Origin of the sequence: Streptomyces sp. NPDC096176, assembly GCF_044763255.1 — a bacterium.
Taxonomy (GTDB): domain Bacteria; phylum Actinomycetota; class Actinomycetes; order Streptomycetales; family Streptomycetaceae; genus Streptomyces.
Map to the genome: position 1 here is coordinate 232,170 of NZ_JBIWFV010000007.1, position 11,930 is coordinate 244,099.

The window sequence follows — 11,930 nt, forward strand, 5'->3', positions numbered from 1 at the left end:
CGGGCGCGCGGCCTCAAGGTGGTGATGTCACTCCGGCTGCCGGGGACGACCCGGCAGCCGCTCTTCCCGTGGACGGTACCGATCAGTAGGGGTGGAGTCGATCTCCCACGGGCGGGAGGTACGTCACGTCTGCCGGAGCAGACGTCGCCGCACACGACGAAGCAGGGTTCGGCGCCGTAGCACGGCGCACAGGACGAATGCGGGATCCGCTGTCATGAACCGCGCGGATCGGGAAACCCGGTGCGCATGAACCCTCAAGGTGGTGAAGGTTGATGAGGCAAACGCATCGGGACACGTCGGACGAACCGGTCGGCGCGCTGGTCTCCCAGGCGTCGCAGCAGATCTCGCAGCTGATCCGCGAGGAGATGCAGCTCGCACGAGCGGAAATGACACAGAAGGGCAAACGCTTCGGCAGGGGCGGCGGCCTGTACGGCGGTGCCGGCCTGGTCGCGGTCCTGGGGCTGCAGGCACTGGTGGCCACAGCGATCATCGCGCTGGCCCTCGTACTGCCGTGGTGGGCAGCCGCGCTGATCATCAGCGCCGTCCTGTTCCTGATCGCCGCGATCTTGGCCGCCGCGGGGAAGAAGAACATCCGCGAGGCCACCCCGCCGAAGCCCGAGAGGGCGATCGACGGCCTGCACAGGGACGTCCAGGAGATCAAGGAAAGGGTCCATCGATGAGCAGCCACTCCTCCCCGAACGGCAACCGGCCCCATGCGGCCCCGCCGAGCCCCGACGAGCTGCGCGCCCAGGTCGAGGACACTCGTGAGCAGCTGGGCCGAACCGTGGAAGCACTCGCCGCGAAGGCGGACGTGAAGGCGCGCGCGCAGCAGACGGCCGCCGAGGTGAAGGAGCAGGCCGCGGCCAAGGCCGCGCACGCCAAGGAGCACATCGCCTCGTCCGTCTCGATGGTCGGGGACAAGCTCCGGGCCAAGGCGCCGCAGCCCGTGCAGGACAAGGCGCACCACGCGGCCGAGACGGCCCGCGGGAACCCGGGCCCGCTCCTTGCCGCCGGGGCTGCGACTGCGGCGATCCTGCTGCTGGTGGTGCTGGCACGGCGCAGGAGGCGCCGGTGAAGGCGTCGAAGATCGCGTACAAGCCGATCGGTCTGGCACTCGGCGCCACCGGCGGCGCACTGGCGGGAGCGGCGTTCGGCCAGGTGTGGAAGCGTCTCGGGCACGACGAAGAGGCACCGGACGCCACCGACGAGGACCGCACCTGGCCTGAGGTCCTGCTCGCCGCCACGTTGCAGGGCGCGATCTTCGCGCTCGTCAAGGCCACTGTGGACCGCGGCGGCGCCACCGCCATCAGGCGCCTCACCGGCACCTGGCCCGGCTGAGGGAAGGGGCGGCGCTCGGCTATGGGGCTACCGGCACATGGCACCCGCACATGAACCCGGACGTGTGCAGACAGGTTTCCCGCGGATGAAGCCGGACACCCGCCCGACATGGCACACCTTCCGAAACCGGGGCATCGTGATCAGCCGGCCTCCTCCGAGCGGAGTCACCGCCCGGAGGAGGCCGGACCGCAGCCCGACGGCGGGGCGGACAGCCGTCCCGGTCCGGCTCCCGGCACGGAGAGCGCCGCCCCCGACAGCCCGACCGCCATGCCGAAGAAGTCATGGGGGCAGGTGCTGCGCAGGACGGGCAAGGAGTTCAAGGACGACGAGCTCACCGACCGCGCGGCAGCCCTCACCTACTACGGCATCCTGTCCGTGTTCCCGGCCCTGCTGGTACTGGTGGCCCTCCTGGGAGTCGCCGGGCAGGGCGCCACCGAGAAGGTGCTGGACAACCTCCGGCAGTTCGCACCGGGGCCGGCCCGCGATGTGCTCACCAACGCTGTGACGCAACTGCAAGGCAGCGGCGGCACGAGTTCCGTCCTGGCCATCGTCGGTCTGCTCCTGGCGATCTGGTCGGCCTCCGGGTATGTGGCCGCGTTCATGCGCACATCGAACGCCGTCTACGACCTGCCCGAAGGGCGGCCGGCGTGGAAAGTGCTGCCCGTGCGGCTCGGAGTGACGGTGGCGCTGCTGGTCATGGCGTGTGCCAGCGCGCTGATCGTCGTCCTTTCCGGCGGCATCGCCGAGCGGATCGGCTCCGCCCTCGGTGTCGGCGACACCGCGATGACGGTGTGGTCGATCGCGAAGTGGCCCGTCCTCGTGGTCCTCGTGGTTCTCATGATCGCGCTGCTGTACTGGGCCGCGCCGAACGCGAAGGGCCGCGGGTTCAAGTGGGTCACCCCCGGCAGCTTCCTCGCCGTTGTCATCTGGCTGATCGCTTCCGCCGGTTTCGCCTTCTACGTGGCGAACTTCGGCTCGTACAACAAGACCTACGGCACCCTCGCCGGCGTGATCATTTTCCTGGTCTGGCTGTGGATCACGAACCTCGCGATCCTCCTCGGCCTCGAGTTCGACGCCGAACTCAGCCGGGAACGCGCCATCATCGGTGGCCGTCCTCACGACCAAGAGCCCTACGTCGAGCCGCGCGACACCCGCAAGTGGACCGACGAGGACCGCCGCCGTCTCGAATGACACGCCGCGTCACCTTCCGTGCCCTGAGCATCGAAGCCGCGGAGCTTCAGCTCATGAAACTGCGTGCCCGGGCGCGGCACATCGAGCGGCTCCTGTCACGACACGTGCCGCGCCTCGGCAGAAGACGACACGGAGGTAAGTGACTGCTGCTCGCAACACCCCTGCCGCCCTGTTGGGTCGCCCCCCGCCCGTGCGCCCTCTACGAGTACTGTGCGATCCAGCGTCGGTAGGCGGCGATCTCCCGGTCCGTCAGCGTCAGGCGTCCGGGGCCGGACCTGTCCGCGGGGAGTTCCGCGGCTTGGAGCACCGCACGGTACGTGTCACCCGGAAGGTGCAGCAGCAGCCGGCCCTGCTCGACGGTGCTGATGGCCATCCACGAGTCCCCGCTGTGCTCCTCGGCTTCTTCGGTCGGCTCGACGGTGGAGACAGCGGTCACGGTCAGCACCGTGGGGATGGGCACGGGCGTGGGGATGGAGCTGTCGGTCATGGAGTCCTGATTACCAGGCCGCGTCCGTACACCCGGCAGGCGCGCCGGGGTGGCCCGGGCCCCGGCGCGGGGCGCGTGGAGGCGCGAGGATTCACCGGCGACATGTGTGCGGGTCGGGCCTGTTGCGCTCGGTGGAGCTGCCACAGTGTCCGATGCTGGAGACCGAGCCGCTCGACGGGTCTCGTTGCGGGCCGTGTGCCGGAGAGGTGGTTGCTGTGACATCGGATTACCCCGGTGAATCTCCGACGGGCGGTGCCCGGACACCCGAGGAAGACGAGGAGCAGTCCTGGGGGCAGCGGTGGCAGGCGCTCACGGTCTGTCTCATCGCCGGCTTCATGACGCTGCTGGACGTGTCGATCGTCAACGTGGCACTCCCGTCGATCCGCGAGGGGCTCGACGCGCCGGAGCCGGTCCTGCAGTGGGTCCTGTCGGGGTACGCGCTGGCGTTCGGGCTCCTGCTGATCCCCGGCGGGCGACTGGGTGACGCGTGGGGGCGGCGCACGGTGTTCATGCTGGGCCTCGCCCTGTTCACCGTCGCCTCTGCGGCTTGCGGCGCCGCCCAGTCCGGCACGTGGCTCGTTGTCGCGCGCGTCCTGCAGGGCTTTGCGGGAGGCCTGCTCTCACCCCAGATCTCGGCGCTGATCCAGCAGATGTTCTCCAGCTCGGAGCGCGGGCGGGCCTTCGGTATGTTCGGCACAGTCGTGGCCATCTCCACGGCCGTCGGACCGCTGCTCGGCGGGTTCCTCATCCACTTCGCCGGTGCGCAGGACGGCTGGCGCTGGGTGTTCTACGTGAATCTGCCGATCGGGGCGGTCTGCCTCGTGCTCGCCAGACGTTTCCTGCCGGACACGCCTTCCGCGGCCCGCATCACCCTGCGGCGGCTCGATCCCCTCGGCGTGCTGCTCCTGGGCTGCGGGGTGCTGGCGCTGCTCCTGCCGCTCGCCCAGGCGGAGCAGTGGCACGGTCCGCAGAAGTGGCTGCTCGTCGTCCTCGCGTTGGTTCTGCTCGCATGCTTCGTGGGCTGGGAGCGGCGCTGGCAGAGGCGCGGGGAGGAACCCGTGCTCGACCTTTCCCTGTTCCGGGTGCGCAGTTACTGGCTCGGGTGCCTGCTCGTCCTCTTCTACTTCGCGGGATTCACGTCCATCTTTTTCGTCAGCACGCTGTACCTGCAGAGCGGCCTGCACTTCAGCGCGCTGATGGCCGGCGCCGCCATCACCCCCTTCGCGGCCGGCGCGGGGCTCTCCTCGCACGTCGGAGGCAAGCTGGTGAGCCGATTCGGCAGGCCCCTGATCACCGTCGGTCTGACCATGGTCGCCGTAGGGCTCGCGGGGACCGCGGTCGCCGTCCGGCTGGTTCCCGGACCGGGCGTCGCGTGGGCCATGGCGGCCCCGCTGCTGCTGGCCGGGCTGGGCAGCGGCCTGGTGATCTCGCCGAACCAGACACTGACACTGAACCGCGTTCCGGTGGGGTCCGCGGGCAGCGCGGCCGGCACGCTGCAGACCGGGCAGCGGGTCGGCTCCGCCGTCGGAATCTCCGCCGTGGGGTCCGTCTTCTTCGCCCAGCTCGGTCGGGGCGACTGGGCGCGGGCCTACGACGCGGGGCTGTTCGTGTCGGTCGCCTTCGTCGCCGTCGCGCTGCTCATCTCGCTGACCGATGTCATCGGCAGCCGGCGCCGCCGGCATGCGTCGTCGGTCGGCGCGTCCGACGTCGCCGAGCTGGCATGGCGCTACGGCAGGCAGGGCTGACGGGGCCCGGAGGCCACCCGTGCGCGACGTTCAGGACCGGAACCTCAACTGCCGCTGCGCGCACCGCCCGTGGACCGCGGGTCCGCAACGGCCGCGAGTTCCGGCCCGTCACTCCGCGGGGGTGCGGTGCTGGCGCGCGGGATCAGCAGCGTGGGGAGCACGATGTGCCGCTCCATGTCCGCTTCCCCGTCGTTGATGAGCGCGAGCGTCAGCAGGCCGGCCTCCCGCCCCAGGTCCGACGGCGACTGGGCGATGGTGGACAGGTCGGACCATTCGGCGAGTTGATGGTCGTCGAAGCCGAGTACCGACATGCGACGGGGTACGTCCACATGGCTGTTGCGCAGGGTCCAGGCGACGGAGATGGCCAGCTCGTCCTGTTCGGCGAAGACGGCCGTGGGCGGCTCGCGGAGGCTGAGCAGCCGTCCGACCGCCTCCGCGGTGCTGCGCTTGTCGCCGACCGTCGCTTCGACGACGAGGTCGTCGTCCGGCGGGACACCCGCCTCGGTGAGCGCCTCCTGATAGCCGAGCAGGCGCTCGTGCGAGCTGAAGATGAAGCCGCTGGCACCGACCGACTGCACAAAAGCGATACGGCGGTGGCCGAGGTTGAGCAGATGGCGGGTGCCCGCGCGCGCGGCGGCGATGTCGTCGACGTAGACACTCGGCCGGCCGTCGACGTGCTGGCTGACGTAGACGACCGGCATCTGGAGGTCGTCCAGGCGCGCGCTTTCCTTGTCGGTGAGGTCGAAGGAGAACACCAGCAGCGCATCTGCGTTCCGCCGGGCCGGTAGGCGATCGAAGAAGGCGTCGCGCTCGGCCATGTCCGGGGTGAGGTAGACGTTCAACTCCATTCCGGCGGCGCGCAGTACGGGTGCGAGAGCGGACAACGCCGAGCCGATGAACCACGAGTTGAGTGTGGGCGCGAGCACTGCCACGACACCGGTCCTCCCCGTGACGAGGCTCGCGGCCTGACGGGAGACGGCGAAGTTCAGCTCGCGGGCGGCCTTCTCGACGCGTGCGCGGACTTCGGGCGAGACGGTCGCGAAGCCGCGCAGCGTGCGTGAAACGGTGGAAGTGGAGACCCCGGCCCGTTCGGCGACGTCGGCCATTGTGGGGTGCCGGTGATCTGCGGGCATGACCGGACGTTAGCACAACGGGCGGTGATCGAATCTGCTTCGTGACAGCGCTGTCACAGCCCACCACCACCGGGAATCCACCCGATTAAAGCCTCAACAGGGCTATAGATCCGGTGCTGATCGGTAGATGGCCACCGCATTACCGGGACGTAGCGCATTGACTTCATCTTCGGGGACTCCTAGCGTGCAAGCGTTGTCACGCCGGGACCTCCGGTGCCCGCCAAGGTGATCCCTTGCGGCACTGAACTGCACATGGCCCATGCCCTCGAGCGCCGGACAACGCATGCACCACCACCACCGCGCCGGGCCGTCCTGCGCCCCGCGCCCCGCATCCCCGCTTCTTGTCCCCCACGGGAGAACGCCTGCTGTCAGGCGATCCCCCGCCCCCGGTTCCGCACGACCAGGAGAGACAGTGAGGACCACACCGACCAGAGCACTGCGACGCTCGGGAACGGCAGCCGCGGCGCTCGCCACCCTCGCGGCGTGCGGCTCACCCGGCGGCACGACCACCCCTGCCGGGCAGCTCCCCGCCTTCGAGGGACGCGGCCCCATCACCTACGCCGCCGGAAAGGACTCCACCGGCTCGGTCCAGGCCGTACTCGAGCGCTGGAACAAGCTGCACCCGAAGGAAAGGGTCACTTTCATCGAACTGCCCACGGACCCGGACGCCCAGCGCCAGCAGATGATCCAGAACTCTGCGACGAGGTCGGATGCCTACACGGTGCTGTCCCTCGACGCCGTGTGGACCTCGGAGTTCGCGGCGCACCGCTGGGTCGACCGGCTGCCGGAGGACGAGTTCCCCCTGCACAGAATGCTGAAGCCGATCGTGGAGACCGGAAAGTACCGGGGGGGCCTGTACGCCCTGCCGGCGAGTTCGGACGGCGGCATGCTCTACTACCGCACCGATCTCCTCCAGAAGACGGGCAACGCCGCCCCGCCCGTCACGTGGGCGGAGATGAAGGCCCAGTGCGCCGAGGTGAAGAAGCTGCCTGAGGCCAGGGGCATGGCCTGCTACGCCGGGCAGTTCCAGAAGTACGAGGGCCTGACGGTCAATTTCGCCGAGGCCGTCAACTCGGCGGGCGGCGTCGTCACGGACGCCGGTGGGAGGCCGCGGGTGGACAGCCCGGAGGCCAGGCAGGGACTCGACTTCCTCGTCGGCTCGATCAGGGACGGCACCATCGCGCACGAGGCCGTCACCTACCAGGAGGAGGACGCCCGGCGGGCCTTCCAGGCCGGCAAGGTGATCTTCGAGCGGCAGTGGCCGTACATGTTTCCCCTCGCAAGCAAGAAGGACGGCTCCAGCAAGGTCGCCGGCAAGTTCGGCGTAGCACCTCTGCCCGGGTTCGACGGCCCCGGCTCGTCCAGCCTCGGCGGCCACAACCTGGCGCTGTCCGCCTCCGCCCGGAACAAGGCCACGGCGATCGACTTCATGAAGTTCTTCGCCGGCGAGGAGATGCAGCGGTTCACCCTGGCCTTCGCGCCCGCCGCTCCGACATACGAGGCGCTGTACGAGGACCCGAAACTGGTCGAGCGATATCCGTACCTCCCCGTCCTCAAGCAGTCGATCCTGCATGCCGTTCCGCGTCCCCGCGTCGTCGGCTACGGCGATGTCACCGCGGCGATCCAGCGCGAGACGTACGCGGCGATGACCGGTGACAAGAGCAGCGAGCAGGCGTTGAAAGACCTGCAGACGTCACTTCGGCAGCAGGCGGAGGACCAGTGAAGAAGACAGTCATGGTGCAGACGCACACCCTGCCCGGCTCTACCGAGGACCGGCCCGACGACGCCGCGGGCCGCACCGGCTCGTCCGCCCGAGGCGCCGAGCCCGACAGGGGCAGCCGCGAGAAGTCCTGCACGACCACCGCCGGTTCCGCCCGGCTCGCGGCCCTCCTGATATCGCCGACGCTGCTGGTTCTCGCGGTCGTCGTGCTCTACCCGACGATCGTCGCGCTGAAGGACTCCCTGTACGGCGCCCCCGGCATCGACCCGAGCACAGGTTTCGTCCGTGACGGCGCCCCGTTCGTCGGCGCCGACAACTATGCCGCGATCTTCGGCGACGAGGCCGGCGGCCGGTTCTGGAACGCCTTCTGGAACACCACGTTCCTCACCGTCACCACGGTGGTGCTGGAAGCGGTGATCGGCGTGGCGATGGCGCTGATCATGCACCGCGCCTTCCGGGGCAGGGCCCTGGTGCGTGCGAGCATCCTGGTGCCCTGGGCCATTCCGACGGCGGTCACCGGTCTGCTGTGGCGCTGGATCTTCAACAGTGACGGGGTGGCCAACGCGCTCATCGGGCAGCAGGTGCTGTGGACCACCGAAGGCTTCCACGCCAAGGCCGCCGTCATCGTCGCGGACGTGTGGAAGACGGCACCATTCATCGGCCTGCTCGTCCTCGCGGGACTCCAGGTGATCAACAAGGAGGTATACGAGGCGGCCAGGATCGACGGGGCCGGAGCGCTGCGCCAGTTCAGGAACATCACTTTGCCCTTGGTGAAGCCCGCTCTCCTGGTGGCTGTCCTCTTCCGCACGCTCGACGCACTGCGCATGTTCGACCTGCCCTACATCCTCATCGGCGCCCAGAAGACGTCGGTGGAGACGCTCTCCATGCTCGCCCAGGACCAGGCGGCCAACGTGCGCTTCGGCCCCGCCTCTGCCTACGCCGTCATCCTCTTCGTCTACGTCTTCCTCATCGCGCTGGCCTTCGTAAGGCTGCTGGGCGCCGACGTGGTCGGCGACGACGACGCGCCACCTCGACGGCGACGTCGCCGGCCGACCCGCCGACCCGCGGAGGTGGCGGCATGACTCTCTGGATCCCCGCCCGGGCACGTGCATGGGCGCTGTACGCGGGAGTCGCCGCGGTTGTCGCCTACTGCCTGGCCCCGTTCTACTGGATGCTGGTCTCCAGCCTCCGCCCCACGTCGGACATCTTCGACAACTCCCCGCTCCCCACGAGGATTTCCTTCGAGAACTACCTGGCGGTCCTCGACCCGTCCCAGAGCTTCACCCGGGCTCTGCTCAACAGCGTCGTCGTGGCCGGCATCACGACCGCCCTGGCGCTGGTTCTCGCCACCTTCACCGCATACGCGATGGCGCGCCTGGAGTTCCGCTTCAAGCGTCTGGTGCTCACCCTGATCATCGCGACGTCGATGTTCCCCGTCGTCTCGATCGTGGTCCCGCTGCTGAAGATGTTCGTCGGGTTCGGCTGGATCAACACGTACCAGGCCATGATCGTGCCGAGCATGTCCTTCACCCTGCCGCTCGCGATCTGGAACCTCACCGCGTTCTTCCGGCAGATGCCGCAGGAGCTGGAGCACGCGGCCATGGTCGACGGCTGTACGCGGGGGCAGGCGTTCCGCAGAGTCATCGTGCCGCTCGCGGCGCCCGGCATCTTCACCACCGCGATCATCGCGTTCATCGCCGCCTGGAACGAATTCCTCATCGCCCTGTCGATGACGAACAAGCCCGATATGCAGACCGCGCCCGTGGCGATCTCCAAGTTCTCCGGGGCGAGTCAGTTCGAGACACCGTTCGGCAGCCAGATGGCCGCCGGAGTGCTCGTCACCGTCCCTCTCGTGATCCTGGTGCTGTTCTTCCAGCGCCGGATCGTCGCCGGCCTCACCGCCGGTGCCGCCAAGTGACCCTTCACATCAATCTGCCGACCCTCCGCCGCAAGGAGCACGCGAACCATGTCCAACACCGCACCGTGGTGGCGCAGCGCCGTCATCTACCAGGTCTACATCCGCAGCTTCGCCGACGGGAACGGTGACGGCGTCGGTGACATCGCGGGCCTCCGCTCGCGTCTGCCGTATCTGAAGTCGCTCGGGATCGACGCCATCTGGATCAACCCGTGGTACAAGTCGCCGATGGCCGACCACGGCTACGACGTGGCGGACTTCCGGGAGATCGACCCGCTGTTCGGAAGTGTGACGGAGGCGGAGGCGCTCATCGAGGAGGCACATCACCACGGGATCCGGGTGATCCCCGACATCGTGCCCAACCACACCTCCGACCAGCACGCATGGTTCCGCGCGGCACTGGCCGCCGGCCCCGGCTCCCCGGAGCGGGAGCGTTACATCTTCCGGCCCGGCCGCGGCCCGGCGGGCGCAGAGCCGCCCAACGACTGGAAGTCCTGCTTCGGCGGCCCGGCGTGGACGCGGCTGCCCGACGGCCAGTGGTACCTGCATCTGTTCGCGCCCCAGCAGCCGGACCTCAACTGGGAACACCCGGATGTGCACGAGGAGTTCAAGTCGATCCTGCGGTTCTGGTTCAGCCGTGGAGTGGACGGATTCCGCATCGACGTCGCGCACGGCCTGATCAAGGACCCGGAACTGCCCGATCTGCCGCCCCGCACGCAGCCGGCGAACCAGCCCGGCCAGGGGCGCGTCGACCACCCGCACTGGGACCGCGCGGAGGTGCACGACATCTACCGTGAATGGCGCCGCGTGGCGGACGAGTTCCCCGGCGACCGCTCGTTCGTCGCCGAGGCCTGGGCGGACACCCCGGACCGGCTCGCCGCGTACGTCCGCATGGACGGCCTGCACACGGCGTTCAACTTCGACTTCCTCATGTCCAGCTGGGACGCCAAGGATCTGCGCGAGGTCATCGACGGTTCACTCGCCACGCTCGGCTCGGTGGGCGCCCCGGCCACCTGGGTGCTCTCCAACCACGATGTCGTACGCCACCCCAGCCGCTACGGCCGCAAGGTGGTGAAGAAGTGGGTGGCCAACGAGTCCTACCGTCCCGAGGGCCCCCTCGACTTCGCCCTGGGCACGCGACGCGCCCGCGCCGCCGCGTTGCTGATGCTCTCCCTGCCCGGCGGCGCGTATGTGTACCAGGGCGAGGAGCTGGGCCTGCCGGAGGTCGAGGACCTGCCCGAGGAGGTGCTGCAGGATCCGACGTGGGAGCGGTCGGAGCACACGGACCGCGGCCGGGACGGCTGCCGTGTGCCCATCCCGTGGTCCGGGCGGCGCGCACCGTTCGGCTTCAGCCCGCCGGACGCTGCGGGTGAGCCGTGGCTGCCCCAGCCCGCGGAATGGAAGGACCTGAGTGTCGAGGCGCAGACCGGCGACGCGACGTCCATGCTCGAGCTGTACCGCCGCGCCCTGCACCTGCGCCGGGAGCACCCCGCCCTCGGCGACGGCACCCTGACATGGCTCGACGCACCGGCGGGAGTCCTCGCCTTCGCCCGCGTACCCGGCTTCGCCTGCGTGGTCAACCTGTCGCCCGAGCCGTATCGACTGCCGCAGCACGAAGCGGTGCTGCTGGCCGACGGACCGATCGAGGACGGCCTGCTGGCTCCGGACCACGCGGTCTGGCTCGCACTGCGGCAGGACTGACCGCGCTCGTGCCAACGGTCCCTCCCGAACCGCCGCCCGCCGAACCGGCGGGCGGCGAGCGGCGGGACGACGGCCGGTCACAGCGCACACGGCCGACAACGGGAGCGATGAGGTGTGTCACACCGCCTTCCCGGGGGGTCCGCCGCTCTGGTAGACGTGGCTGGATCCGGCTTGTAGCACCATCTTCCGAAAGCACCGCCATGGACCAGGGCCCCGCACCCGACCACCTGAATTTCACCATCGACCTCACTCTCGAGGAGGCCCGCCGACGGGCCGAGGTGGTGGCGGCTCTGGGGCCCGACTGGGACCCCATGGCCGCACTCCGCTCCGAGGAGGCGGCCCATGCGCTCCTTTACTCGGGCCTGGACGCGGAGCAGGAGCAGATGTACCGCAGGCTCGTGGCCGCGGGCGTGCTGCCGGGACGGGAGCCGGGCGATGCGGCTTCCGATTGATCCGCAGGCTGACCGCGCCCGGCGGGCGTGGGTCGCCTGCCCCGGATGCGACGACGCCCGCGGCTGTGTGACCTGCACGGAGCGGCGCAACTGCTCCGAGCACTGGCGCTATCTCATCGCGAACGAAGGCGCCCGGGTCCATCTGCAGTGTCCGGGCTGCGCGCACACCTGGACGTGGGACACCCGTCTCGGCAGGAGCGACCGGACCGCCTGAGCGTGACCCGCCCGCCGTCGGCTTCGGCACCTGC

The 11,930-nt window shown here is 69.6% G+C and carries 13 protein-coding genes; 11 read left to right on the forward strand and 2 right to left on the reverse strand.

What is annotated here, in order from left to right:
- The first annotated feature begins 272 nt into the window (after nucleotides 1-272).
- From ACIQ7Q_RS21285 to ACIQ7Q_RS21300, 4 genes are all read left to right on the forward strand, one after another.
- Nucleotides 273-680, forward strand: a complete 408-nt coding sequence (locus ACIQ7Q_RS21285) for a phage holin family protein (RefSeq protein ID WP_403864154.1) — start codon at nucleotides 273-275, stop codon at nucleotides 678-680.
- Entirely contained in the window at nucleotides 677-1,075 is a 399-nt protein-coding gene (locus ACIQ7Q_RS21290) for a DUF3618 domain-containing protein (protein WP_403864157.1), read from the forward strand. The genes ACIQ7Q_RS21285 and ACIQ7Q_RS21290 overlap by 4 nt, the downstream gene beginning before the upstream one ends.
- The gene (locus ACIQ7Q_RS21295) at nucleotides 1,072-1,338 is read left to right on the forward strand and encodes a DUF4235 domain-containing protein (protein WP_403864160.1); all 267 of its coding nucleotides are present in this window, start codon (nucleotides 1,072-1,074) and stop codon (nucleotides 1,336-1,338) included. The genes ACIQ7Q_RS21290 and ACIQ7Q_RS21295 overlap by 4 nt, the downstream gene beginning before the upstream one ends.
- Nucleotides 1,339-1,446: 108 nt before the next feature.
- The gene (locus ACIQ7Q_RS21300; RefSeq protein WP_403864163.1) at nucleotides 1,447-2,529 is read left to right on the forward strand and encodes a YihY/virulence factor BrkB family protein; all 1,083 of its coding nucleotides are present in this window, start codon (nucleotides 1,447-1,449) and stop codon (nucleotides 2,527-2,529) included.
- A gap of 199 nt (nucleotides 2,530-2,728) precedes the next feature.
- Here the strand turns inward: ACIQ7Q_RS21300 and ACIQ7Q_RS21305 are convergent, their stop codons facing one another.
- Entirely contained in the window at nucleotides 2,729-3,016 is a 288-nt protein-coding gene (locus ACIQ7Q_RS21305) for a hypothetical protein (RefSeq protein ID WP_403864166.1), read from the reverse strand.
- A gap of 152 nt (nucleotides 3,017-3,168) precedes the next feature.
- Between ACIQ7Q_RS21305 and ACIQ7Q_RS21310 the strand changes: the two genes are divergently transcribed.
- A complete protein-coding gene (locus tag ACIQ7Q_RS21310; protein WP_403864169.1) occupies nucleotides 3,169-4,761 on the forward strand; it encodes an MFS transporter in 1,593 nt (530 codons plus the stop codon).
- A gap of 44 nt (nucleotides 4,762-4,805) precedes the next feature.
- Here the strand turns inward: ACIQ7Q_RS21310 and ACIQ7Q_RS21315 are convergent, their stop codons facing one another.
- Nucleotides 4,806-5,894 carry a LacI family DNA-binding transcriptional regulator gene (locus ACIQ7Q_RS21315; protein ID WP_403864172.1) on the reverse strand — a complete coding sequence of 363 codons (1,089 nt, stop codon included), beginning with the start codon at nucleotides 5,892-5,894 and terminating at the stop codon, nucleotides 4,806-4,808.
- 412 nt (nucleotides 5,895-6,306) lie between these two features.
- On the opposite strand from ACIQ7Q_RS21315, the gene ACIQ7Q_RS21320 reads away from it, so the two are divergent.
- From ACIQ7Q_RS21320 to ACIQ7Q_RS21345, 6 genes are all read left to right on the forward strand, one after another.
- Entirely contained in the window at nucleotides 6,307-7,617 is a 1,311-nt protein-coding gene (locus tag ACIQ7Q_RS21320; protein ID WP_403864174.1) for an ABC transporter substrate-binding protein, read from the forward strand.
- A gap of 11 nt (nucleotides 7,618-7,628) precedes the next feature.
- A complete protein-coding gene (locus ACIQ7Q_RS21325) occupies nucleotides 7,629-8,696 on the forward strand; it encodes a carbohydrate ABC transporter permease (RefSeq protein ID WP_403864177.1) in 1,068 nt (355 codons plus the stop codon).
- The gene (locus tag ACIQ7Q_RS21330; protein WP_403864180.1) at nucleotides 8,693-9,532 is read left to right on the forward strand and encodes a carbohydrate ABC transporter permease; all 840 of its coding nucleotides are present in this window, start codon (nucleotides 8,693-8,695) and stop codon (nucleotides 9,530-9,532) included. The genes ACIQ7Q_RS21325 and ACIQ7Q_RS21330 overlap by 4 nt, the downstream gene beginning before the upstream one ends.
- A gap of 48 nt (nucleotides 9,533-9,580) precedes the next feature.
- Nucleotides 9,581-11,230: a glycoside hydrolase family 13 protein gene (locus ACIQ7Q_RS21335; protein WP_403864183.1), complete on the forward strand. Its 1,650-nt coding sequence runs from the start codon at nucleotides 9,581-9,583 to the stop codon at nucleotides 11,228-11,230.
- A 200-nt stretch (nucleotides 11,231-11,430) separates the two neighbouring features.
- Nucleotides 11,431-11,682 (forward strand): DUF6400 family protein, encoded by a 252-nt coding sequence (locus tag ACIQ7Q_RS21340; RefSeq protein WP_403864186.1) that lies wholly within the window; start codon nucleotides 11,431-11,433, stop codon nucleotides 11,680-11,682.
- Nucleotides 11,666-11,896, forward strand: coding sequence for a hypothetical protein (locus tag ACIQ7Q_RS21345; RefSeq protein ID WP_403864189.1), 231 nt, complete (start codon nucleotides 11,666-11,668; stop codon nucleotides 11,894-11,896). Before ACIQ7Q_RS21340 ends, ACIQ7Q_RS21345 begins: the two co-directional genes overlap by 17 nt.
- Nucleotides 11,897-11,930 lie beyond the last annotated feature (34 nt).

What these genes read in the sequence shown, in the direction of transcription:
- ACIQ7Q_RS21285 (WP_403864154.1), top strand. Translation starts at nt 273, where the DNA reads ATGAGGCAAACGCATCGGGACACGTCGGACGAACCGGTCGGCGCGCTG.
- ACIQ7Q_RS21290 (WP_403864157.1), top strand. Translation starts at nt 677, where the DNA reads ATGAGCAGCCACTCCTCCCCGAACGGCAACCGGCCCCATGCGGCCCCG.
- ACIQ7Q_RS21300 (WP_403864163.1), top strand. Translation starts at nt 1,447, where the DNA reads ATGGCACACCTTCCGAAACCGGGGCATCGTGATCAGCCGGCCTCCTCC.
- ACIQ7Q_RS21305 (WP_403864166.1), bottom strand. Translation starts at nt 3,016, where the DNA reads ATGACCGACAGCTCCATCCCCACGCCCGTGCCCATCCCCACGGTGCTG.
- ACIQ7Q_RS21310 (WP_403864169.1), top strand. Translation starts at nt 3,169, where the DNA reads ATGCTGGAGACCGAGCCGCTCGACGGGTCTCGTTGCGGGCCGTGTGCC.
- ACIQ7Q_RS21315 (WP_403864172.1), bottom strand. Translation starts at nt 5,894, where the DNA reads ATGCCCGCAGATCACCGGCACCCCACAATGGCCGACGTCGCCGAACGG.
- ACIQ7Q_RS21325 (WP_403864177.1), top strand. Translation starts at nt 7,629, where the DNA reads ATGGTGCAGACGCACACCCTGCCCGGCTCTACCGAGGACCGGCCCGAC.
- ACIQ7Q_RS21330 (WP_403864180.1), top strand. Translation starts at nt 8,693, where the DNA reads ATGACTCTCTGGATCCCCGCCCGGGCACGTGCATGGGCGCTGTACGCG.
- ACIQ7Q_RS21335 (WP_403864183.1), top strand. Translation starts at nt 9,581, where the DNA reads ATGTCCAACACCGCACCGTGGTGGCGCAGCGCCGTCATCTACCAGGTC.
- ACIQ7Q_RS21340 (WP_403864186.1), top strand. Translation starts at nt 11,431, where the DNA reads ATGGACCAGGGCCCCGCACCCGACCACCTGAATTTCACCATCGACCTC.
- ACIQ7Q_RS21345 (WP_403864189.1), top strand. Translation starts at nt 11,666, where the DNA reads ATGCGGCTTCCGATTGATCCGCAGGCTGACCGCGCCCGGCGGGCGTGG.